Annotated in this window: 18 protein-coding genes and 1 pseudogene; 11 read left to right on the forward strand and 8 right to left on the reverse strand. The window is 44.4% G+C overall.

Annotation, left to right across the window (positions count from 1 at the left end; translation table 11 throughout):
- Positions 1-296: 296 nt before the first annotated feature.
- A pseudogene (locus tag KME11_21060) lies at positions 297-1472 on the forward strand (glycosyltransferase family 1 protein).
- Complete coding sequence (gene glf / locus KME11_21065) at positions 1455-2645, forward strand: UDP-galactopyranose mutase (GenBank protein MBW4517702.1); 1191 nt, start codon at positions 1455-1457, stop codon at positions 2643-2645. The pseudogene KME11_21060 and the gene glf overlap by 18 nt, the downstream one beginning before the upstream one ends.
- A 236-nt stretch (positions 2646-2881) precedes the next feature.
- On the opposite strand, the gene KME11_21070 is transcribed toward glf, so the two are convergent.
- Both KME11_21070 and KME11_21075 read right to left on the reverse strand, forming a co-directional pair.
- Positions 2882-3772 (reverse strand): manganese catalase family protein, encoded by an 891-nt coding sequence (locus KME11_21070; protein ID MBW4517703.1) that lies wholly within the window; start codon positions 3770-3772, stop codon positions 2882-2884.
- A gap of 416 nt (positions 3773-4188) precedes the next feature.
- Complete coding sequence (locus KME11_21075; GenBank protein MBW4517704.1) at positions 4189-5838, reverse strand: glycosyltransferase; 1650 nt, start codon at positions 5836-5838, stop codon at positions 4189-4191.
- A gap of 295 nt (positions 5839-6133) precedes the next feature.
- Between KME11_21075 and KME11_21080 the strand changes: the two genes are divergently transcribed.
- Positions 6134-7645: a mannitol dehydrogenase family protein gene (locus KME11_21080; GenBank protein MBW4517705.1), complete on the forward strand. Its 1512-nt coding sequence runs from the start codon at positions 6134-6136 to the stop codon at positions 7643-7645.
- A 61-nt stretch (positions 7646-7706) separates the two neighbouring features.
- Here the strand turns inward: KME11_21080 and KME11_21085 are convergent, their stop codons facing one another.
- Genes KME11_21085 through KME11_21095 form a run of 3 tightly spaced genes read right to left on the reverse strand, consistent with a single transcriptional unit; the run spans position 7707 to position 10950 of the window.
- Positions 7707-8666: an ROK family protein gene (locus tag KME11_21085; protein ID MBW4517706.1), complete on the reverse strand. Its 960-nt coding sequence runs from the start codon at positions 8664-8666 to the stop codon at positions 7707-7709.
- Between the two features lie 15 nt (positions 8667-8681).
- Positions 8682-9437 (reverse strand): HAD family phosphatase, encoded by a 756-nt coding sequence (locus tag KME11_21090; protein MBW4517707.1) that lies wholly within the window; start codon positions 9435-9437, stop codon positions 8682-8684.
- Positions 9415-10950 carry a mannitol dehydrogenase family protein gene (locus KME11_21095; GenBank protein ID MBW4517708.1) on the reverse strand — a complete coding sequence of 512 codons (1536 nt, stop codon included), beginning with the start codon at positions 10948-10950 and terminating at the stop codon, positions 9415-9417. Before KME11_21095 ends, KME11_21090 begins: the two co-directional genes overlap by 23 nt.
- Positions 10951-12095: 1145 nt before the next feature.
- Here KME11_21095 and KME11_21100 point away from each other — a divergent pair.
- The 8 genes from KME11_21100 to KME11_21135 all read left to right on the forward strand — a co-directional run bounded on the left by KME11_21100 (position 12096) and on the right by KME11_21135 (position 21866).
- A complete protein-coding gene (locus tag KME11_21100) occupies positions 12096-13526 on the forward strand; it encodes a UDP-glucose/GDP-mannose dehydrogenase family protein (GenBank protein MBW4517709.1) in 1431 nt (476 codons plus the stop codon).
- 63 nt (positions 13527-13589) lie between these two features.
- Entirely contained in the window at positions 13590-14825 is a 1236-nt protein-coding gene (locus tag KME11_21105; protein ID MBW4517710.1) for a glycosyltransferase, read from the forward strand.
- Positions 14826-14856: 31 nt separating this feature from the next.
- Positions 14857-16011, forward strand: a complete 1155-nt coding sequence (locus KME11_21110) for a glycosyl transferase (GenBank protein ID MBW4517711.1) — start codon at positions 14857-14859, stop codon at positions 16009-16011.
- A gap of 71 nt (positions 16012-16082) precedes the next feature.
- Complete coding sequence (locus tag KME11_21115; GenBank protein MBW4517712.1) at positions 16083-17264, forward strand: hypothetical protein; 1182 nt, start codon at positions 16083-16085, stop codon at positions 17262-17264.
- 67 nt (positions 17265-17331) lie between these two features.
- Positions 17332-18477, forward strand: coding sequence for a glycosyltransferase (locus KME11_21120; GenBank protein ID MBW4517713.1), 1146 nt, complete (start codon positions 17332-17334; stop codon positions 18475-18477).
- Positions 18478-18545: 68 nt separating this feature from the next.
- Entirely contained in the window at positions 18546-19757 is a 1212-nt protein-coding gene (locus tag KME11_21125; protein MBW4517714.1) for a glycosyltransferase, read from the forward strand.
- Positions 19758-19817: 60 nt separating this feature from the next.
- The gene (locus KME11_21130; protein ID MBW4517715.1) at positions 19818-20849 is read left to right on the forward strand and encodes a glycosyltransferase; all 1032 of its coding nucleotides are present in this window, start codon (positions 19818-19820) and stop codon (positions 20847-20849) included.
- A gap of 39 nt (positions 20850-20888) precedes the next feature.
- A complete protein-coding gene (locus KME11_21135; protein ID MBW4517716.1) occupies positions 20889-21866 on the forward strand; it encodes an aldo/keto reductase in 978 nt (325 codons plus the stop codon).
- 117 nt (positions 21867-21983) lie between these two features.
- On the opposite strand, the gene KME11_21140 is transcribed toward KME11_21135, so the two are convergent.
- From KME11_21140 to KME11_21150, 3 genes are all read right to left on the reverse strand, one after another.
- Positions 21984-22352, reverse strand: a complete 369-nt coding sequence (locus KME11_21140) for a response regulator (GenBank protein ID MBW4517717.1) — start codon at positions 22350-22352, stop codon at positions 21984-21986.
- Positions 22353-22612: 260 nt separating this feature from the next.
- The gene (locus tag KME11_21145; protein ID MBW4517718.1) at positions 22613-23281 is read right to left on the reverse strand and encodes a response regulator transcription factor; all 669 of its coding nucleotides are present in this window, start codon (positions 23279-23281) and stop codon (positions 22613-22615) included.
- A 45-nt stretch (positions 23282-23326) separates the two neighbouring features.
- Positions 23327-24748, reverse strand: a complete 1422-nt coding sequence (locus tag KME11_21150; GenBank protein MBW4517719.1) for a HAMP domain-containing histidine kinase — start codon at positions 24746-24748, stop codon at positions 23327-23329.
- Positions 24749-24974: the final 226 nt, after the last annotated feature.

Below are 24974 nucleotides of genomic sequence, written 5' to 3' on the forward strand. Positions count from 1 at the left end.
GTTCAGTAAGTTTGCACTTTGGGTATCCATTACTTGACATTAATTTGACATCAGTTTAATAAAGTTACATCTAATGATAGAGGCGAATATAAGGGGTAATAGGGCATTTATTAAAGTGCTACTCAAGAAATTGATTATAGCGAAATCATTCAGTAAATCGTTCAGTAAATCGACTTATTAATCAATCTAGGTTTCATCAAATGCTGACTCAATCGCAAGGTAATAATCATTGTAACGAAACACAAAATCAGCAAAAGCTTTTAGACTTCAATACTGCTCACAATCCTGCTCAACTGATGTCTACAGAAACATTGCAAACAGATTTATACTTGTCTTCATCGAAGTTTCCAACAGAGCGAAACCAGATTGAAACGGCGATCGCCACCTCTTCAGATTTAATTTGCTTTTCGCATTTACGTTGGGATTTTGTCTATCAGCGCCCTCAACATCTACTCAGTCGTTTTAGTCAGCAGCAGCGAGTATTTTTCATTGAAGAGCCGATTATAGAAGCAGAGGGCAAATCTTATTTAGAAATTGGTAATCCGATCGCTAATGTGTGGGTTGTGGTTCCTCATTTAACAGAAGGACTGGGTGAAATTGACCTAAATTTTACTCAGAAACGATTTGTTAATCAATTGTTTGCAGAGTACAGTATTAGTCATTACATTTTTTGGTATTACACGCCGATGGCGATCGCTTTTACGTCGCACTTGCAACCGCTTGCGATCGTGTATGACTGTATGGATGAGCTATCAGCATTTAAAGGAGCTTCACCTACACTCAAAGCCAGAGAAATAGAGTTATTGCGCCGTGCCGATATTGTATTTACAGGTGGTGAGAGCTTGTACGAAGCTAAGCGCAATCAGCATAACAATATTTATGCTTTTCCAAGTAGTGTAGACGTATCACATTTTGTCCAAGCGCGATCGATTACTGAGGAACCCAGTGATCAAGCAAGCATTCCGCATCCCCGCCTGGGCTTCTCTGGAGTAATCGACGAACGGATGGATATTGAACTGCTAACAGAACTGGCAGACATCCGACCAGATTGGCACTTTGTGATTATTGGTCCAGTGGTGAAGATTGATCCAATGATCCTACCGCAGCGCTTAAACATTCACTATCTTGGCAGTAAAAACTATCAAGAATTGCCGCATTATCTAGCAGGGTGGGATGTTGCGCTTTTGCCGTTTGCTCATAACGAATCAACGCAATTTATCAGCCCGACTAAGACACCTGAGTATTTAGCGGCAGGAAAACCAGTTATTTCAACTGCTATTCGAGATGTCGTCCGTCCTTATGGACAGCAAGAAATGGTACGCATTGCCGATACTACGAGCGAGTTTGTAGTAGCAGCAGAAGCGGCAATGCGTGAGGATACGCCGCGATCGAACTGGATGAGCCGAGTGGATGCTTTTTTAGATCAAATATCTTGGGATCGCACCCAAACTTCGATGCTAAAACTACTTGAAGAAGCGATCGCTGCTAAGTCTCCTTCGACAGTAGTTCCCCAATTTTCCACTGCATCACGAGAATTTGCGTTTGATTATTTAGTCGTTGGGGCTGGATTCTCAGGCAGCGTGATTGCAGAGCGTCTAGCGTCATCGGGTAAAAAAGTGCTTGTTGTCGATCGCCGAACTCATATTGCTGGTAATGCCTATGATCATTACGATCGCGCTGGAATTTTGGTTCACAAGTACGGTCCGCACATTTTTCACACTAATTCGCGGGAGGTATTTGATTATCTATCAAAGTTCACCGAGTGGCGTTCCTATGAGCATCGAGTGTTAGCTAGTGTAGAGGGTCAGTTGCTCCCTATTCCCATTAACCTAACGACCATTAACAAACTCTATGGACTGAGCTTAAATTCGTTTCAGGTTGAAGAATTTTTAGCATCATTAGCTGAATCTAGAGAACAAATTCATACCTCTGAAGATGTAGTTGTTAGTAAGGTTGGGCGAGAACTTTATGAAAAGTTTTTCCGCAACTACACGCGCAAACAGTGGGGGCTTGATCCATCAGAACTCGATCGCTCTGTACTAGCTCGGATTCCGACCCGCACAAATCGAGACGATCGTTACTTCACTGACACCTACCAAGCAATGCCGCTTCATGGCTTTACGAAGATGTTTGAGAACATACTCAATCATCCTAATATTAAAGTGATGCTTAACACTGATTACCGGGAGATTCAACATACGATTCCCTGCCGGGAAATGGTTTACAGTGGACCTGTAGATGAATTTTTCAACTATCAATACGGTAAGCTGCCCTATCGATCGCTAGAATTCAAACATGAAACTCATGACAAGCCCATCTTTCAATCAGCACCTGTAGTTAACTATCCTAACGAGCATCTTTATACTCGCATTACTGAGTTCAAATATCTCACTGGGCAGGAGCATTCAAAGAGCAGCATCGTTTATGAGTTCCCGCAGCCAGAAGGCGACCCTTACTATCCGGTTCCTCGCCCTGAGAATGCGGAAATTTATAAGCATTACAAAGCTCTTGCTGATGCCACTACGGGTGTGTATTTTGTGGGTCGGTTAGCAACATACAAGTATTACAACATGGATCAGTGTGTTGCTCAGGCACTCACAATTTACAAACAAATCGCTAGTACTCACAATGGAAGAGTAGCCTAGAAAGTCGCATAATCCCTACTGTCCCATCAACGAAAGATTGATAAGTGTTTATATTTGTTGAGCCAAGCCCTACATGATTGAGTAGGGCTTTTTTAATAGCTTTCAACAAATATGGGAGGTGCCTAGAAGCCACCTCCCATATTAGATTTTTTCTAAAGCCTAGTACCGCATCTCTAAGTAGGCTTTCGTTGACAACTTGCATTCAACCTAGAAGTAGTTTTGCAAAGTGTGTGATGCTATTTAGCTGAGACAGGGGGTTGGGGTACAGCATTAGTACCATGTAAACGAGGATCACCTTGAGGAGGAACAGGGGCTTCTCCTAAAGGCTCTGGATTGGCAACATACTCAAACTCGCCTTTGCCATCCATTGAAGCGCCTTTTGCCCAACGTCCTTCTGCACTTTCATTACCCTTGGAATGATTCCAGAACTGGTAAGAATGCTGCGTCTTCTCCAAGTCTTGAGGAAAAGAACTAGGTACAGGACTTGTTTCTAGCCCAGAAGATTCCAGATCTTCGATCGCTGCCAACCACTGATTTTGGTGCATAGTATCACGTGCAATCATAAAGCTGAGCGTATCTTTAACCCCTGCATCATCGCTCATTTCATACATTCGTACAGCCTGAAGACGACCTTGAGACTCTGCGTGTAAGTTAGAGCGAAAGTCAGCTAGCAAATTACCACTTGCCACAATGAAGCGACCATTCCAGGGGAAACCAACGCTATCTGAAGCAGTAGCCCCCAGCCCAGAAACGATCAAGTGTTGCGGATTCATGGTCGCAGCCATGATATCTGTAATGACATCTCGTGGCTTTGTACCTCCCATTACAGCGCCAACAATTGAGTCTTTAGCCCCTTCTTCCTGCATTTTGATAGGAGCTTTATCTAAGAGATGGGCAATCATAGTGGCTAACATTTCAACGTGCCCAATTTCTTCCGTTCCAATGTCAAGTAGCATGTCTCTATACTTAGCAGGCCCTCGGCAGTTCCAGCCTTGAAATAAATACTGCATCATCACGGTCATCTCGCCAAAGGTGCCGCCAATTAGCTCTTGAACCTTTTTAGCATAAACTGGATCGGGCTGTTCTGGTCGAGTATAGTACTGTAGTCTTTTGTCGTGAAAAAACATTCTTGATTCTCCTTAGGTGCAAGTTTTGGCAGCATAAGCACTGCACTGTTTCTTACCAAACAAGTCAGTAAGATATGATCAAAAATCACTAGGATTTGATTCTTTTTAACACTCTCATTTGTAGGGTTAATCAATCAAAAGATGGACAAAAATTGCTATCAGTCTTTAGAATAAAGTAGCCTTGCTTAAAGATGTTTCCAAAGATTTATTAGGTAGGTAGAAACTGTTAGTTCTAATTATTTAGGACTAACTATTAAGGTTAGAAAGAAAATAATACAGAATGCTGCCAATTTATATCGAAGAGCTAGAAAAGTATTTTACCTGAGTAGATTAAACATAGTGTAGAGGAACTATGACATTTATAAATGTTACAGTTCCTCTGCCTAGATAAATACAGTTCTAGTCTTGTTGCAACCCTATGATATCTTAGAATCTTTTAACCTCAGGTATCGTCGCCAAAACTGAGTAGAAATCATCTCTGGTGCAGCCTCTTTCCATTCCTGGCTAACCGACGACCATTGGGTTCGACCTTTAGCTGCAATTTTAAGCCATCTGGTTAAAAGCTTTATCCTATCTAGTTGGCTGACTGCTGTTTGATTCTCATAGGTTCGACTAAGCTTTATAAGATTAGGATGAAATACTTCTGGGTCAGAGTTTTTAATGAAATCTGAGCCTTGTAGATAATCTTCATAGGCTTTGATATACATTTGAGCCTGATCATAATTGGATTGGAGCAAAGACTGGATAATCACTTTTGTAAAGTGACTAACTACCTCCATATATCCCAATGAAAAATGAATAGTGTAAGCAATTAAGTCATTGCGAGCATAATAATACGTTTCCCAGTTCAGGTTTTTAGCAGAAGCAGGTTGATGCCATACTGCGATCGCAGGAAATGCCACAATTGGAATCTTTAAATCTTTTCTGATTCGTAGGCCAAACTCTACATCATCAATTTTAATAAAGAGTGGCAACGGTAGCTTGCTTTTTTCAATGATCTCCTTAGAAAAACAGAAGCACCAGAACCCTCCATAATCTGCATCTTCTTTTGGCAAGAGATGATTAAGTCCCTTAGTAGTTCGTAGATCAACATTGTAGTTTAAGGCAGTTAATGCTCCCGGTCCAAATCCTCTAGTTTTAGAACCCTCGTTATACAGAGCCCCTGCCTCGTATAGCATATGCTGATTATTGAGATCTAATAAGGCACCTGCTACTGCAAACTCACTCGTAGCATATTCGTACAAAGAGATTAACCGATAAATACTTTCGCTTTCTAATTTTATGTCATCATCCATCAGAAGAAAATGAGAGTAAGTATTTTGATCTAAAGCTTCAACGAGTCCTCTTGTAAAACCGCCACTCCCACCTGCATTAATATTAGAAACTAACGTAAACTTTGGATGGATAAATTGCTCTGGCTCTAGAGTTCTACCATTGTCAACGATGAAGACATTAAAGCTTTTATTTTGCAACAAGCTATCTTGTAGAATAGCAGCCACGGTATTCTTGACGTAAGCTTCTTTTTTGAAGGTACAAATGATAATTCCTAAGTTTACCTCTCTAACTTTAGACTCATCTGTTAGCAGCAAGCCTTGGCCAAAACTACCCTCTTCACTCAGACAGAGAACTTCAATATAAATTCGACCTGCATTCTCGTTTTGAAGAAGATCGATTGGCGGTGTTTTGACAGGTTCTAAAAACTTACAGTCTTTAAATTCTTCCTCAAAAATAACCTCCCTACTATTCTTTGTACTAAATTCTCGATTAATTGAAACTTTGAAATCGCCTTCTAGTTGCAATACATAGAAAAACGATTTGAGAGACGTATACTTAGTATAAAAGATTTCGTAAAATGAAGAAAAATAAGAATTTGAGGAGATAATACCTCCCTGCCTCAACCTGACTTTTGTATTATCTTCTTGATAAGTAATGGAAACGAATTCATTACAGCGCAGATACAGATCGGAAACTTCAGCAGATTTAGGTACCTTTATCCTGCCGATCGCATTACTGTTCACATAATGTCCGTCTGTTTGCTCAGTTAACTCTGTTTGCTCAGTCAACATAATTGTTTAGTCCAGTCTATTTTTTAACTACAGTAATTAAAAAGAAATAGATATAACATCACTCTTTTGATTGATTCGATCGCCTCAACGAAATCTAGTTAACTCGCTTGAATCTACAATTTTAATCAAATTGAATACTTGAGTTTTTATGAAGTTTTCTTTTAAATAAAGAATTAAAGTTGCCTAGTTTTTATGTATATTATCGTCAAATTTTAATAATGAAGATCTATCATTGGGGTGATGAACAAATCTAGACTTTATCCAGCGATTAGTTACCTTAAAGCTGTCAACTTATATGAAGCGTGAAATTAACATTAGTTCAGTTATTCGCCTAAATGAAGCCTCTCTGTCTGAGTTACCTAGAAATGTGCGTGTTCCTCACTACGATCGCAGTTTGCTCAAGTCTGGGATTGTCCATATTGGCGTAGGCGGATTTCATCGGGCACATCAAGCTCTTTACCTAGATAATTATTTTCATCACACCTTGGATCGGCAATGGGGTATTTGTGGAATCGGGTTACTCGAACAAGATCGACGATTGCGCGATGCATTTGAGGCTCAAGATTGTTTGTATACTCTAGTTGAGCGAGGTCACGCGGACGATACAGCACGAATCATTGCCTCAATTCATAGATACTTGTTTGCACCCGATAATCCTCAAGCAGTAATTGAAGCTCTGGCTGCTCCAGAATGTCGAATTGTGACCCTTACCATCACTGAAGCAGGCTACTATTACCTTGAAGGAAGTCGCGAGTTTGATGTTAATCACCCCACTATTCAGAGCGATCTACAACATCCTGAGAGCCCGGTTGGGACTTTTGGCTTTTTAAGCGCTGCCCTCAATCGTCGTCGTCAACAAGGATTAGCGCCCTTTACAGTCTTATCGTGCGATAACTTACAGGGCAATGGCGCGATCGCTCGGAAAATGTTGACCGCTTTTGCAGAACTGTGCGACCCTACCTTAGGAAACTGGATTGCTGAAAATGTTGCTTTCCCAAATAGTATGGTTGACCGGATTACGCCAGTCACAACTGAACTTGAGAAGACAATGGTCGTTGAACAATTTAAGATCACTGATGCTGTTCCGGTTGTTGCAGAACCCTTTCTTCAATGGGTAATCGAAGACTCGTTTTGTGCAGGTAGACCCGACTGGGAAACCGTTGGCGTTCAAATGACAAGTGATGTTCATCCGTACGAGTTAATGAAAATTCGTCTGCTGAACGCCAGCCACGTCTTGATTGGTTATCTTGGCTTGTTAGCAGGCTACCGTTACGTTCATGAAGTGATTGCCGATGCGGTTTTTCGGGAAGCGGTGGTCGCTTTAATGGAAGAGGTAACAGCGACACTACAACCTATACCTGGCATTGATTTAAGCCATTACAAAAGTACGTTAATTCAGCGGTTTGCTAACCCCAAAATTCAGGATCAGTTGCCTCGACTTTGCTTAAATGGTTCTGCTAAATTGCCAAAATTTATCTTAGGCTCGCTACGAGATCAATTAGCCCGAGACGGCGCGATCGATTACTTGAGTTTGGCGATCGCGGCTTGGTGTCTTTATCTCAAAGGTCGAGACGAACAAGGGCAAGTCATCCTCATTGAAGATCCTCTAGCTGACCTACTTCAGGAGCAAAGTCACTCAGGCAAACTAGACCCCAGCCCCTTGCTCGGCATATCTGAGATTTTTGGTGATGATCTCTTGCATTCTTCTCACTTCGTCGATACGGTAACTCGTGAGCTAGGCGAATTAAGTGAAATCGGCGTTAGAGCGACGCTTGTGAAGTTAGCCGGTACTGAATTTGCTACGTAAGTCCTTCAGAGTCCTTTTCCTTTAACAGAGGCGTCAAAGAAAGATTTCCCAAGATTTAGCATTATTTAAGGTCACTCGCTAAGGCAACTGCGCCCCATAAAGGCGCTTCATCTCCTAAAGCCGCAGGTACTATCTCAAAATGGACTTCAGGTAAGGCAGTTGCCCTTGCCACTCGACGAACCGTATCCCAAAAGAGTGCGCCTGCTTGGGTTACTCCTCCACCCAGCACAAACCGCTGGGGATTGATCAAGTTTGCAACATTGCCAATACTTACCCCTAGTGCCCAACCCGCCGTTTCTAACACTTCACAGGCTAAATCATCCCCTTGAGCCGCTGCCTGGCTGACGGTTTGAGCCGTAATGTCTTCCAAATTGCCCTGCACCAAATCACGCACGCCCTGACCTCGGCTGGGAGAATCTTGAATTGACTCTCGAACCTGTTGCGCCATGTAAGGCCCTGAAGCCAGTCGCTCTAAGCATCCTCTTTTTCCACACAAGCAAGGTAACCCAGCTGGATCAACAACCATATGCCCAATTTCGCCCGCCATCCCTTCTGCACCTCGCCATGACTGACCATTCAAGATCCAGCCGCCGCCAACACCTGTGCTAATGGTGATATACATCAAACTGTCGTATCCTTGACCTGCTCCAAAGCGATGCTCTCCCAAAGCTGCGACATTTGCATCATTATCCACGCTAACAGGCACGCCAAATTCTTTTGATAACAGAGCCATGAGGGGAAGGTTTTCCCAACCGGGGACATGGTGCGAGAGTCGAACCTCTCCGATCGCCGCATTGACAGGGCCGCCAAAGCTAACCCCGATCGCCGTAGGCTGACAATCTTGAAGTAAATCATAGATCAGCGATCGCATCAGCTTTAAATCAGTACTAGCATTAGCATGACGAGGTGAAAGGGCGCGTCGGTGAGCATGCCACTGTTTCTCTCCATCCACTATCACAGCGGCGGCTTGCTTAGTGCCACCGAAATCCAGCGCTAGAAGTACCTTATCTTTACTTTCCAAGCGGCTCTCCTTAGCTTATCCTACGGCGCATTCCGTTTCATGTGACAGCAGTTCAATCAAATCAGACATTCGCTCAATGATGCGATGGGCACCCATCGATCGCAACGCCAAAGCACGACTACTCCGTTCATTTTCGCTGATATGAGTGCCGCCAACATAGCCAATAACCTGTGAAATTCCTGCCATAACCGCCGACTGGACTCCGCTAACTGAATCTTCAACTGCCAGGCAATTTGAGACAGAAGTACCCAATTTACTAGCAGCGTGCAGATAGATATCAGGCAGAGGTTTAGGTCGCCTGATGGGAAGAGAATCGTGGGCGCTAAAAACCAAATGGGGAGGAAAATAGGAAGTTAAGGCAGATGCAGTGAGACAGGCATTGAGCCGCCGTAAACTACTATTGCTGACTAAGGCAAACCTAAATTCACTGTTGCGCAAATAAGATAAAACTTCAGGGGTTCCAGCAGTGGCTTTTGCCTCTAGTTTCAAATGTTCGATCGCCCTATCTTCTTCCTCTGCCACTAATTTTTCAATCTCTGGCTCATTTAATGCTGTGGGGGCACCTACGTAGATTTGGGTCAATATTTCACGATAGGGTTTACCTGCAAAACTTTGAATAAATTCCGGTAAGTCATAAAGCTGAGCGCCTGGAAGGGCAGTTGTCACCTCAGTCGTTAATTGCCACGCGCTTTTAAGGGCAACTATTTCGCTGTCAACAATTGTGCCGTCATGGTCGAAAAGAACAACTTTATGCGGCTGCATCAATTTCATCCAGATCTTCCTCACAGTATTGCTTAAGAGTCGCCAATAGCCCTTGAACCTGAAGATCATGCAACGCTTTCTCAATCTGGCGATCGACCACAGTTATGCATTCACTCGGCTCTAGTCCTAAAATCTGGCTCAGGCTTGCTCCAGATTGAATAGCTGCAATGACGCTCAAAGTATCCTTAGCATCATACGGTTTCCCGGACTCAATTGCACTTTCTTTAACCGTAAGCATCCAGGCAGCGATCGGTAAAATTAAGCGTTGCAAATTAACTTGTTGGCAGTATGCATCCTGAAAAATTGGCAAGATATACTTGTTTAATTTTCTAGCCGTCTCGGCTGCAATTCTCTCAATTGAGTCTGGCAAAGCTTCGTTGTTGAACCTGCGTAATACCTCCGAGCGATAGTGTTCACACATCTGACGAGACACAGGTGTCGCAGCAGCAATATCATCTGTGAGCAGTAGAGTGAACCTTTCAAATTCTGGCAGCCTCACAGTTTCATGAACGTAGTTTACACCTACTCTTACCGCCAAACAGGCAACAAAGGAATGGAGGGCGTTCAAAAACCTCGACTTTAGGTACAGATAAGGAGTAATGTCATCGGTCATCGTAACGCCAGTGCTTTCCCAATTCGGTCTATCACTACTAAACTTGTTTTCTACAACGAACTGATAAAACGGCTCTGTGACAATTGCGCCCCGATCGCTCACCTGCAACAGTTGAATGGGATAATCCTGATCAGAGTCGTGCGATCGAGGCACAATTCTATCAACCACAGTATTGGGAAAGGTAACATGATTGCTAATATAGTGGGCAAGCTGAGAATTGAGCCGCTCTGCGTAGGTGAGAACTGCTTTTTTCAAAATCTCCCCATTCTTAGGAAGGTTGTCGCAAGAGAGCGTTGTAAAGGGAGCTAATTCACAATCTCGTCGTCGGCGAATTGCTTCTACGATAAAACCAATTACAGTCTTTGGATTAGAAGGATTTTTTAGATCATGAGCGATCGCCTCATGACTAGTATTGAGATTGAAACTTTGATCCAGATAATAGCCTGCCTGAGTTACAGTTAGGGTAACAAGATGAACAGAAGAAGATGTCATCACCTCTAGGACAGCATTGCACTTTGTCCTACCGTCAATAACTTGGTTAATGGAACCAACGACCTCGGCTGACTCATGATTTCCGTTACAGCAATAGCGTTCAACCAGCGTATAAAGAAAATCCTGAGGTTCTAAAGTCGCAATAGTAGAGCAGCTATTGAGGCTAACTCCACAAATACCCCATCTTCGATCTGCGCATTCCTGCTGAGCCAAATATCGATGAATAATAGGAGCAAGGTGCCCTCTGAAAAACCGTCCAGGCCCAAAATGAACAATTCCCGTATCAAGATTAGTGCGATCGTAGGGGGTGTGTTGGCTCCACAAGTCAATTACAGTATTGTGGCAACTGGAAGCAACTATGCCAGGCTGTGCCTTTTGAAAAAGCACAAAGTTAGGTAACGCAACGGTTCTGTTCATAATTGTGATCACCAGAGTATATTAATTGCAGCAAGTGTTGCAAATGCGCTGGTCGAACTATCTAGAACACTTGTCACTGCAAATTGAACCGCTAATTAAACAGGCTCGAACAGAGGTTAACCCTCGCTGCAATTTTGAGAACTTAACAGTGAGAGTCTTCAGTTCGCTCAACGGTTTCGTCCATGTTAATTGCCATTGGTAGTTTCTCTTATCCCTCTTTAGTCACAACGTACAGACTTCTTAAGGAATGCTGCCTCAAAATTCTAGTGCAATGAGTTAGAGTCATTCGGAGGTCACAAAGGAAATAAGCAGTGGGTCTGGTTAGCTCTTGAGACAGACACTCGTGAGATTGTTGGGTTTATATTGATGCACGGGATGAAGCAGCAACGCACAAAATCATGGCAATCCTTACCTTCTAGTCGATCGCCGCTACACAATTGCCTCCTCTGGCTTCTGGGTGGTCTACAGTGCAGTTCTACTGAGCAAGCGCTATCAGATAGTTGGAAAGACTAGCAATACGTTGAGGCAACGGAGGTCTTGGCTAGTTCAAAAAGCCCTGTCCCTTACTAAGTTGTTAAAATACTAAGTTGTTAAAAAATTACACTAGTGCTACTTAGCACTTCTACTACTGAAGCTTATCATTACGTTTTTGGCAGCACCGCCATTTTTATGTCAACCATGGCTGGTGGATGACCTCATTTTCATTCTTGAGGGAAACTAAATGATCAGGCAGACTTCCATGACCCTAAAGGAAAGAAGAACACACGGCTACGACATGATCTGGCTCGGTTACATTGCAAGACCTGCATTGCAAAACTCTGGGTGACTTTAAATCTGGGGAAATGCTGAAGCACTCGATTCGATTACTACTCGACTACGCCATATCTGAGACGTGCCCATTCCTGCCTAATTCATCCCGCTATTCGACAATGCCTGCCAAAAGTAATGTTTCTAATCTTACTTGAGCAACATGAGAGCTATCTCATGAATTCTTTAATTACATTTCATGATGAACTGACAATCTATAAGGTAGCGGTAACACAACGTGAAAGCGTCAGTTCTAGTTGTGTCAGTCCTAGTCGTTGAGTCTCATGTATCAGGGTTTGTAACTCATCCTTTAGGCATATTGGTAAAGAGGAATCTTTATGAAAGTTTGTGTAGTCGGTACTGGATACGTTGGTCTAGTCACAGGTGCATGTTTAGCTTATGCAGGGCATCACGTCATTTGCGTAGATAATAACAAAGCGAAAGTGACCTTAATGCAGTCCGGAAAGCTGCCTATTTATGAACCTGGACTATTAGAAATTATTCAAGCATCTGTACAAGCAGGTCGATTAGAGTTTACCAGTGATCTAGGTACATCTGTGGCTCGCAGCAATGTAGTGTTCATTGCTGTAGGCACGCCACCGCTTCCAACTGGAGAGAGTGATACACGCTACGTGGAAGCTGTTGCTCAAGGTATTGGCGCTCATTTAACTTCGGGCTATAAAGTCATTGTAAATAAATCGACAGTGCCGATCGGTTCTGGAAACTGGGTACAGCGGATTATTATAGATGCGGTTGTAGAGCGATCTGATCTAGTAACGGCAAACTTTGATGTTGTTAGCAATCCAGAATTCTTGCGGGAAGGGTCAGCAATTTATGACACGTTTAACCCCGATCGCATTGTGCTAGGCAGCGATAGTGAGAGGGCAATTCGCCACATGCAGGAACTCTACGCCCCTATCATCAATCGTCAGTTTGCTGAAGATGCTAATCTGGATCCTGTGCCTGTTGTGGTCACGGATTTGAGTTCGGCTGAGATGATTAAATATGCTGCTAATGCATTTTTGGCAACCAAGATCAGCTTCATTAATGAAATTGCTAATATTTGCGATCGGGTGGGAGCAGATGTCACTCAGGTGGCGCAGGGCATTGGTTTAGATTCTCGTATTGGCAGCAAGTTTTTGCAATCGGGAATTGGCTGGGGAGGGTCATGCTTTCCAAAAGATGTAGCAGCTTTAATTCACACGGCAAAAGACTATGGCTATGAAGCCCAGTTACTGCAAGCTGCGGTTAGTGCCAATCAGCGACAGCGTTTGCTAGCAGTTGAAAAGCTTCAGCACGTGCTAGGCATTCTTAAAGGCAAGACGATCGGCTTACTTGGACTTACCTTTAAGCCCGACACAGACGATATCCGAGATACGCCTGCTCTTGATTTAGCGGCTTATCTTAATCGTTTGGGTGCAAAGGTGAAAGCTTACGATCCTATGTATGTAAAAGAAATGTATGTAGAAGAAACGCATAGCTTTCACGCAATTCCAGACTCTGTAATTCTCAGTGCTACACCCGAACAGTTAGCGGAAGGCTGTGATGCGATCGTTCTTGTAACTGATTGGAAACAGTTCCGTAAACTCAACTATGCCCTGCTATCAGAACGAATGAATACAGCTATTATGATCGACGGTCGAAACTATCTTGATCCAGCCACATTAGCAGCAGCAGGCTTTTACTACGTCGGCATTGGTCGCCCTTCAGTTGGCAATTTACTTGAAGTGACACGAAAACCGCGCATGGCGATCGCTCAGGTTGCCTAAAGCAGTTGAAGTATCATCTGGTTCTAAACTTCTGCATACTATCCGCATCGAAGAGGTTTACAAATGAGGCTTATCGTTTATTCTCACGATGCATTCGGTTTAGGTAACATTCGCCGGATGCTGGCGATTTGTCAGTATCTTATTAAGGTATATCCACAAGTTTCAATTCTAGTTATTTCAGGTTCACCTGCGTTACACAGTCTGCGTTTACCTCAAGGATTAGATTACATTAAGCTACCTTGCTTAGGACGAGATGAATTGGGTACTGTATCTTCTAAATATCTCGAAACCAACCTGGACGATGCGGTAAAATTGCGATCAGATCTGATTCTGTCTACTGTTCAAAACTTTAAGCCAAACCTCATCTTAGTCGATAAAAAACCAGATGGTTTGCAGCAAGAGCTTCAGGAAACACTGAGCTACATTAAAACGCACCAGCCTGAGACTAAGTTGGTGTTGCTATTGCGTGACATTCTCGATCGTCCAGAAGCAACGATTGCTCAATGGCAACGGCATGGATACTATGACACGATCGCAAAACTATATGACCAGGTTTGGGTAGTAGGAGTCCCAGAAGTCTTTGATGTCTGTCGAGAATATCAGTTCCCGCCTGCGGTGGTTCAAAAAACTCGATTCTGCGGCTATATTCGCCGCGAACCAGGGCTTAAGTCTCGCCAGGTTCTGCGACAAGAACTACAGCTTCAACCAGAAGACAAACTAGTGTTGTTAACGCCGGGTGGCGGTGCAGATGGCTATCACCTAATAGACACCTACTTGCGTGGGCTAGAAACCCAACCTTCTAATTGGCGATCGCTCATCATTTCTGGCTCAGAAATGCGTGCTGACCAGCGTGAACAAATACAGCAGCGTGTCGCCCACCTTCCTTTAGCTGCACTGCTGGAGTTTACTGATGATTTAGTTGGATATATGGATGCAGCCGACTTGGTCGTGTCGATGGGCGGCTACAACACCGTTGGTGAAATTCTGTCGTTGCAAAAGCGAGCAATTGTTGTACCCCGTCTCCAGCCTGTTGAAGAACAGTGGTTACGGGCAGAGCGAATGGCAAAGATAGGATTGTTCCAGGTAATTCACCCCAATAATTTAAATCCTACTCACCTGATGCAATTGATTCACAACGAACTGCGGGCGATCGAAACATCGGTGTCCTCAGCACAGCTAGATATGAATGCATTACCACGCATTGCCAAGTATTTATCTCGCCTAGTTTGCCAGCCTGCTTTTTGCCCCGCTTGGAGCAATATCTCACATCCAGTCTTAGTCGCTACAGCAGATTGTTAGTTATTTTATTTCATCCTAGGGGATCAACCTAATGCAGCGTCTCATGTTTTATTGCCAACATATTCTGGGTATCGGGCATTTAGTTCGGAGCATGGAAATTGTCCGAGGATTACTTCCCGATTTTGAAATTTTCTTTGTGAATGGGGGTGAGGTCGTCCAGGGCTTTGAAGTTCCGACTGGCGTACAGATGATCAACATTCCGGCTATCAAAACCGACAGCGAGTTTAAAGAGTTGCACATTCCTGATGGCTTTCAAGATGTTGAACAAGTGCTAGAGTACCGCCGAGATCTGCTGCTGCAAGCTTTTGAGCAAATCCAGCCGACAGTCCTTATGGTAGAACTCTTTCCGTTCGGACGCAGACGATTTTCAATAGAACTCATTCCTTTAATAGAACGTGCTAAAAGCTCATTCACTAAAGTGATATGCAGCCTTCGAGATATTGTGGTGACGAAGCAGGATCAGGCACGACATGAGGAAAAAATTTGCCGTTTAATGAATCAATATTTTGACCTGCTCTTGATCCATGGCGATCCTAAATTTATGCCGCTTGAAACCAGTTTTTCCCGTATTGAGGATCTCAACTGCGAAGTTCACTACACAGGTTATGTTGCTCAATCACAACCTGATCTGCCTCAAGATCTACCCCAGCCCCTTATTCTCACCAGCATTGGCGGGGGACGATTTGGGCATGAACTGCTAGATTGTGTGGCAGAGGCAAGTGAGTTGCTGCAATCCCAAATTCCGCATCATATTCAGATGTTTACCGGACCTTTCTGCCCTGATGAAGTGTATCAGCGGTTAAAACGAATTGTCACACAGCGTCAAAATATCTCAGTCGAACGTTTTACACCCCATTTACTTCAACATATGCGACAGGCAGATCTATCAATTAGCATGGCAGGTTACAACACTACTATGAATGTTTTGACAACAGGTGTACGATCGCTTCTCTTACCTTTTACGGGTAATGATGATCAAGAACAGCAAATACGATCGAAACGGCTAGAAGAACTGGGAATTGTTAGTGTTATTGATCGAGAAGAACTGAAGCCAGAACGGTTTGCTCAAAAGGTGATTACCTGCTTACAGCAAACGCCTTCATCCCTGAAGTTTGATATGCAGGGTGTTGAGAAAACAGCACAGTACGTGCGCTTGTGTGCTCGTCAACAGGCGAGCGCGGCGTAAAGCGAATCACTTACTGTGGCACCTTTTACAGTGACAGCACTTGTCCTCAATAGGTTTAGAGGAATACCGAGATGAAAAAAATTATGTTCTACTGCCAATACCTGGCAGGCATGGGTCACTTAGTCAGAAGCACAGAAATTATTCGCAGTTTGGTCAAAGAATTTCAGGTTTGTTTTGTGAATGGTGGACAGCCAATCTCTGAATTTGAATTTCCGGTTGGTGTTACAGTCATTCATTTAGCGCCTATTTTAGAAGAAGAGGGCAAACTAGCAGCCGTTGACCCCACGCAAAATATTGAAGCAGTAAAAGAAATTCGTCAAGATCAACTCCTGCAAATTTTTGATCAATTTCGTCCAGACTGTTTGATGATTGAGTGTTTTCCCTTTAGTAAACACAAGCTCAAGTTTGAGTTGTTGCCTCTGCTCGATCGCGCCAAAAACACTCAGACTAAGGTTGTTTGCAGTCTTAGGGATTTGATCATGACTCAGACGCTATTACCCGCAGCTTGGGCAAAAAGATACGACAAAGTCTGCAATTGGGTTAACCAATATTTTGATCTAGTGTTGATACATGGCGACCCAAAATTGCAACGGTTGGAAGAACAATTTCCTCACGTCGATCGGCTTAACTGTGAACTGTATTACACAGGGTATGTGGCTCAATCGTCGCCCCGATCGCTCCTTAGTAATGAAGATGTCGCAAGTCTGAACCAACTCACGCCCCTAATTGTTGCTAGTGCTGGTGGAGGCAGATTTGGCTATAAGTTACTTCAGGCAGTGGCAGCCGCTAGCGCAATTCTAGGGACAACACTGCCCCATCGATTTCAGATTTTTACCGGACCTTTTATGCCAGAGGAGGAGGTTGATAAGTTGCAATCTTTTAGTAATGGTAAACTGATCGTTCGCCGCTACACCCCTCATCTGCTTAAGTATCTAGAGCGGTCTGACCTCTCCATCAGCTTGGGTGGCTACAACACCACCATGAATATTCTAAGAACAGGCGTGCGATCGCTAGTCTTTCCAGGAGCATCGGAGGAGCAAACTGGAGAACAAACTATTCGAGCCAAAAAGCTTGCAGCCAGAGGCGTTCTAAGGATTCTGGAGCCTGAAGATCTTCAGCCCGATCGCCTCACCGAAAAAATTCTATCCTACCTGAAACAAGCACCTGTTTCGCACACTTTTGATCTAAACGGGGCAGAAAAAGCGGCGCTTCGGCTCAAAGAATTGCTTTACGGTATGGCGATTACAGCATAAGCAAGTTTCTTTACAAACAATCCACTCACGCATTTCCAACAAAATTTAAGGGAGCGAAGAAACCTCTATGTCACAACCTAAAGTCGTACTCATTGTTGGCCCCCGCGAACGATTCAGTTCAACTCAAACTTCATTAGAGAGCATTTATCGGGATACTGATTATCCCTTCGACTTGATTTATATAAATGTTAACTCACCAACTCCAATTCGTCGTTATTTAGAAGCCCAGGCTCAAGAAAAGCAGTTCAAACTGCTGCACACCGACTATTATATTTCTCCAACTGAGGCAAAGAACATTGGGCTACGGTATCTCCTGAGTCATGCCGAAGAATCATACAAATATATTGTCTTTGTTGAGAATGATGTAATTGTCAAGCGTGGCTGGCTTACAAAGCTGGTTGAGTGCGCCGAGCAGACAGGTGCAGCGATCGTCGGACCACTTACCTGCATTGGTCAACCTGCCCATCAAGTGATTCACAATGCGGGCGGCAAGTCCTACATTAGCACTGAAATTAAGGATGGTAAGACCCAACGATACATTCACCAAAGTGCCGCCCTGACTGGACAAGCAGTCGATGATGTGCCTGATAAACTACACCGCAAAAAGACAGACTATGTTGAGTTTCACTGCATGTTAGTGCGAACGCAGATCTTTGAAGAGATTGGACTTCTAGATGAAGGGATGCTAGCAACTCGCGAACATATTGATTTCTGCTTTATGGTAACGCAAGCGGGCGGCAGCATCTACAGTGAACGCAACGCAGTAATCACCACTGATACGATTGGCATTGAAACTAATCAAACAGGCTTAGTCAATTGGTTTGGTGACATTCAGCTTCCAGACTTTAAATGGTCAGATTTGCCTTACTTCATGGTGCGCTGGAACGACGATTGGGATCTGGCAAGTTTGCATCACCTGCGACAAAAGTGGAACCTGGCGGAAGATGAGTACTTCAAAAAACGCTACAAAAAAGTAGGCGCACGTCGTCATGAACTATTGATTAAACCGATCGCGCGTCGCCTCACTTTTGGTAAAGGCAATCTATGGCTAGAAAAACTACTGATGGCGATCGAACGCCCCATCAACCGCTATATTTATCAACGCCATCTTTGGCACAAATCGCGCATTCTTAACCAGACTCTGCAACAAAAAAGAGAACTGAGTGCAAAGTCAAAAGTTAGAATATCTGACGAGTATCGCGGATTGAGTTAGAGATAGATTGCATGGATGCTGTAGAGATCTAGTTTTGTAAGCAAAATTTTTCATTGAGAGAACGCTACATGAAACCAAAAGTTTGTATCACAACATTAGAGTTTCCACCGGATGTGGGAGGCGTGGGCGAATCAGTTTATCGCATTGCCCAAATGCTAATTCACCTGGGTTATGATGTTCACGTCGCGGTCTTTCGGGCAATTTTTCGCAATGAGCGCGAGAAGGCTCTGGCAGGTGAATATCAGCGGGCGGGCTACATTACCACTGAGCGAGATGGGATTATAGTTCATCGTTTGCACCCGGCAATTCGCTCTAACATTGGCAAAGAGCAGGACTATCTCAGCGATTTGTATGATCAACTCTGTGTTTTGCAGCAGCGGCATTGCTATGATCTGTTCCACGCTTTTTTCATCAATGAGATGGGGTTTCTAACGACATTGCTAGCAAAAGAAAGTAGAGTGCCCGTAATCAATAGTGTTCGGGGCGCTGACTTGCACAAACACATTTTTAGCCCACAACAGCATGGGCAAATTACTTGGACGCTGGAAAACTCAAGCTGGACAACTTTTGTGAGCCGTGATTTGATGCAGCGTGGTAAGGCGCTAGTGCCCCAAATTGAGCAGCATTCTTCGGCATTTTGGAACTCGATCGCCCCTATTGAGTTTGATCGACTTCCTGTGCCTACCCTGGTCGATCGTTTGCAAGGTCTGGTAATTGGATCGGTTGGCAGCTTTCGCGATAAAAAAGGGGTTGAGTATCTGTTAGATGCTTGCCAGACCTTGCGCGATATAGACTTTACTCTTCTCTTTGTGGGTGATTTTGTGGGGAAAGAGGACGAATATTGGCGGCAAGAATTGCAGAACAGTGGCGTTACCGATCGAATTCTCATTACTGGTAAAATTAGCCGTGCTGAAGCGATCGCCTATTTGCCTTACATGGATATTTTTACCATTCCTTCCATTCACGATGGTTGCCCTAATGCTTTACTTGAAGCCATGCTAGCAGCAAGAGCGATTATAGGAACCTGTGTTGATGCGATCGGCGAAATTTTGGAAAATGGGGTGAATGGTTTAGTGATCACTCCTTTCTCTAGCAAAGAATTGGCAGATGCAGTTCGGTTGTTGAGCAGTCAGCCTGATCTTCGACAGCAGTTGGGAATTGCTGCCCGAAACAAAGTGCTAACGCAGCTTGCCCCTGTCGTTGAACAGCAAAATTGGCAGCAGATTTATCAACAGGTGCTTGGAAAGACTACACAGCTTCAATGCTTCAATGGCAGATGAGTTAACATAATCATTCTTTTTGCAAGAAAACGAGATTCAGCAATTAAGGAGACTGCTTCCATGTCAACTCCCGAAGTAACCATCATTGTTGTGCCGCGAGAGCGATTTCAATTTGCTCAAGCCTCTCTGGAAAGCCTTTACAGCCAGACACCACAATTATTCGATTTAATCTACATAGACAACAATTCACCTGCCAAATTGCGAAATTATCTCCAGGCTGAGGCAGCGCAGAAGGGCTTTCACCTAATTCGCTCAGATCGGTTTCTCTCACCTAATCAGGCTCGAAACCTGGGTCTAAATCAGGTTCGTAGTCAGTATGTTGTGTTTGTGGATAACGATGTAATTTTTGCTCCAGGCTGGCTACAAGCCCTGATAGATTGCACTGAGGAAACTGGAGCAACTGTGGTTGGTTCGCTAGTCTGCCAGTATCAGCCTGTGCATACGATCGTTCACTGTGCAGGCGGAGAGTACATGCCGCCTGAAGCTTATGCCAAGTTCATTAAAGACGAGCCAACTGTGCCGCGATCGCCCGATACCAAAGGCAAATGGCAAATCAACGAAAAAACTTACTACCAGAATCGCAAGGTTGAGGAGGTGCAGCAGCATCTTAAACGAGAGCCTACTGGTTTTGTCGAGTTTCACTCAATGCTAGTACGAACTGAAATATTCAAAAAAATTGGAGTTTTGGATGAAGGCTTCTCTTGCACAAAGGAATACCTTGACTTTTGCATGTTGGTGGCACAAGCAGGCGGTAGCATTTACCTCGAACCTGCCTCAGTTGTCACCTTTTTGACCCATCCGCCTGCACCTGCACTGCATTGGTCTGATCTACCCTACTTTATGGTGCGCTGGAGCGATGCTTGGGAACGAGAGAGCCTGCTGCATTTTCAGCAGAAATGGGATCTGGTAGAGAGTAAATATTTCCTCAAGCGCTTTAAAAAACTAGGACGACGGCGTAGAGAAGAAATGATTCATCCCATGATTGAGAGATTCAATTTTTTGGGAGCAAATCGCCGTAAATGGCTAGAAAAGAGACTTGTCTCTTTAGAAAAACTGGTCAATCGCTATGTTTCAACCCTGATGGCGAATTGAATTTACCGCAGATTTATCGCAATTATTTAGGAGTTAACCATGCTTTATCATCAATTTGGCAACACTGGCTTAAATGTCTCTGCGATCGGGATGGGAACCTGGAATATTGGTAATCAGTGGGGTGAGATCGAGGAAGAGACCGCACTGCAAACGGTTCGGAGTGCGGTAGACAATGGCATTAATTTGTTTGATACAGCAGAGTCTTATGGAATTCCGACCGGGCTATCAGAAGAGCGGTTGGGCAAGGCGTTGGTGGGGATGCGCGATCGCGTTCATTTGGTTTCTAAAATTGGTCGCTGGGGCAGAAGAACTGGACAGATGGTGCCGATGACAACAGTAGATATGGTGCGTCTTTGCGTTCATGCATCGCTTTACCGACTGCGTACCGACTACGTTGATGTGATGCTTTGTCATGAAGGTAAAATTGAAGATCCAAGCGTTTATCTTGAAGGGTTTGAGTTGTTAAAAGCGCAAGGCTTGATTCGTGCCTACGGCATCTCAACCGACAAACTTAAGGTGCTGAAGCGATTCAACGTAAACAATACCTGTCAAGTTGTCGAAGTTGATTATTCGCTGCTCAACCGCAAGGCAGAAGCGGAATTTTTGCCCTACTGTCAAGAACAGGGCATTGCTGTTCTGGTGCGGGGTCCACTCAACAAAGGCTTACTCTCCGGTAAATACTCCACCGATTCAGTCTTTACTGACACTGTGCGATCGGAGTGGTACATCGACGAAAATCGCAGCAGCAAACTTGCCGCAGATCTAGCTAAAGTCGATCGACTAAAAACAGTTTTACAGCCTGGAGAAGAGATGGTGACTGCTGCTCTGCGATTTGTTACCTCTCATCCTGCGCAGCCTGTGGCTATTCCGGGGGGAAAATCTCCTGAACAAGTTGCCATGAACGCCAGAGCCGGATCTGCCCGACTCTCTGCGACCGATCGATCGAGATTAATATCCCACCTGGAAGCAGATGTATCTTCTAATTTGCTAGAAATACCTGTGACAGCAGCGAGATAGATAGTTCTCTCTAGTCCCCTCCTCTTTAAAGAGGGTGAGGGAGGAGCAGAGAGTTTTAAAACACGCACTAGGAGGAGGACAAATTTTGCTGTTTGTCCCTTTCTTTAGCAACACTAATCAAGTTTTTTCTTGCCCAAGTTGAAAATTGACCTTTGCTAGAAGTTCCTGAAAGCGGAAAGGCTTTGTAATGTAGTCATTTGCGCCACGCCTTAAACTCTCTGCACGATTGGTTTCACCTTCACGAGCCGTAACAATCACGATCGGTAGCGTCTGTCCGCTCTTGCGAAGTTCGTCGATCACTGTCCATCCGTCTTTTCCAGGCAAACCCAAATCGAGCAAAAGCAAATCAAAAGTACCTTGCTGAGACTGATCGATCGCATCTTGTCCACGGGTGACAACAGTTGTCTCAAATCCGTTTTGTCTTAAACCCTTTTCTAGAAACGCTACAATGCGAAGCTCATCTTCAGCAATGAGAACTCGGTACATTTTTTTCTCGGCGGCTGTAGTAGTTTTGAAGCATAAGCAGGTTTAATAAATTTGCTACTTTCAGCTTGTTATCTGCTGTTAGATTCATGATTCACTTCATAAATCTATAACTACAGACGATAAGGTTGTATCAAACGATGCTAATCTCTCCACACTTGCAGGCGCACGTGAGACGAAAATTAAGCTTTCATGAGAAATTTCTCATGTTCTGAAAAACTGAGATTCCAGGCTAAGCCATCTGGCTAAAAGCTGAGACGTTTCTACTGTCCCAGCATCCGATAGCCCATTCCCCGCACCGTTTCAATTAATCCATCGCCCAGCTTTTTCCGCAAATAGCCGACATAAACATCCACAATATTTGAGCCCGGATCGTAGTCATAGCCCCATACATGGTTAAGCAATTGTTCGCGGCTCATAATCTGGTCAGGATGGCGGATGAAAGTTTCTGCTAGGGTAAATTCGCGCATGGAAAGATCAACAGGACGATCGCCAACCAGAACCCGCCGCGATCGCAGATCAAGAGTAATATCGCGAAACTTTAGTAGCATTTCCGATTCACCCGTCGAGGAAAAGCTCCGCAGCCTTGCTCGTACTCGTGCCAGTAGCTCCTCAAATCGGAAAGGCTTAGTCACATAGTCATCTGCGCCGCTCTCTAAGCCAGCAATCTTGTTGGGCATATCAGTTCTAGCAGTCAAAATAATGATAGGAAGCTGGATACCCTGCCCGCGCAGTTCCTCCAATACCATAAATCCATCTTTGCCAGGTAGCCCCAAATCAAGCACAATCAAGTCGAACTCGCCGTTTAATGCCATCTGGCTGGCTTCTCGTCCATCTCTAATGACCTCTGTCGTAAAGCCGTTAGACTGAAACCCCTTCTCCAGAAAAGCACTGATTCGTGATTCATCTTCGATGATTAAAAGGCGCGGCATAGCAGATCAAGGTTTGAGAGAATTTGCAAAGGCTGGGCAATATTCTTACTCTACTTCTATTGAAGTAGCAATGACGGGCGGCGTAATCAGAAGTTCCCTGCTTTTTCGGGGAGTAGACGGTTGCAGCGGAATAACCAAAGTAAACGTTGACCCTGCCCCTACATGGCTCACTAGTTCAATCCAGCCTTGATGTGCCATGACGATCGCCTTAACAATCGCCAGCCCCAGCCCCACGCCTTCCGATCGACGATAGCTGTTAGCTGCCCGTGCAAACCGATCAAAAATGCGTTTCTGGTCTTCCAGAGAGATGCCTTCGCCGCTGTCTCGCACCCAAAAGCGAACCGTCGCTTCATCGGAAACAGCGCCTATTTCAATCAAGTCATTGGGCTGCGTGTGCTGAGTGGCATTTTGCACCAAATTGAGGACAGCGCCTGTCAGCCGCTGCCGATCGCCAACCCACGTTTCGCTACAGCGATTCACGAGATGCCATTTGCGATCGGCTAGGCTAGTTGCTTTTGAGAACAAGTCATCTATAAAAACGGCTGTATCAATCAGGTCTGACTGTAGAAAATCTCCCCGTTCAGCCTTTGCCAACAAAATTAAATCGTTAACAAAGCGATTCATCCGATCAAGTTCATCCATGACTAGATCGATCGTTTCCTGCTGTTCTGGAGGCACTTCTCCAATGAGTTCTAGGTGTCCTTGAATGATGGTAATGGGAGTTCTTAGCTCATGTCCAGCATCATTAATAAAATCGCGCTGAGTATCAAAAGCTTTTTGAATCCGCTCCATCATTGCATTAAAAACTTCAGTCATTTCTGCCAATTCACCGTTGCCTTGCACGTTGGCAATGCGTTGGCTGAGATCAGATTCACTCACGATCGCCCGTGCAGTTTCTGCCAACTGACGCACGGGAGCCAGCAGCAGCCCTGTGGCTAACCAAGCCAGTAGGAACGACAGCAGCACGACACCAACCGCCACCCCTGCAAAAATGTAGACACCTACCAAGGCTTCAACGCGTTCTCCGGCAGATAGGTGAGCCACCGCAAAGACCCCTTTGAGGCGTCCATCTAACATTAAGGGCTGAACTAAATAAATCACTTTGCCGATTTTAGGGTCTCCTGTTTCGCGTTCCCCAATCGTGGGCTCAACCAGATTACTCCAGCGGTTAACCAGGTCAGAGTTAGGGCGTAGCGGTTCAACCAAAACACTAGGGCTAGATCTATAAAACTGCCCATCAATGACAGCAATAAAAAAATTATCGTCTTCCGGTAATTCTGCCGATAAAAATCTATCAATAAATTGCCTTAGCTCGATTGTGCTTTGCTCTGGCAGATCTTCCCAGGCTAGATAAGATTCGCGAAAGTCTGCCATTTCCTCAGCTAAATCACTACGAACCCGACTATCAACGCTGGAGAAGAGGAGCCAACGAAAAATAGGCACTGCCGCAGCAGTAATCAGCAGCATGGAAAGCAAGTAGGTCAGCAGAATCTTGGTTCGCGTCTCCCTAAAAAAAGACTGCCACCGAAACCTCTTTAACGTTTTTGCTGCCTTTGCTATCACTGACAATTAGTTGATTAAGGAAAACTATATCCACCGAATACTTACACAAATGTTAACCCTTTTGCAAGTTACACGGTGCTCAGCCAGATGTAGTAATCCTAATCATTAATGAAAGGCAATCGTTTACTGC

The organism is Timaviella obliquedivisa GSE-PSE-MK23-08B (genome assembly GCA_019358855.1).
GTDB classification, from domain to species: Bacteria; Cyanobacteriota; Cyanobacteriia; order Elainellales; family Elainellaceae; genus Timaviella; species Timaviella obliquedivisa.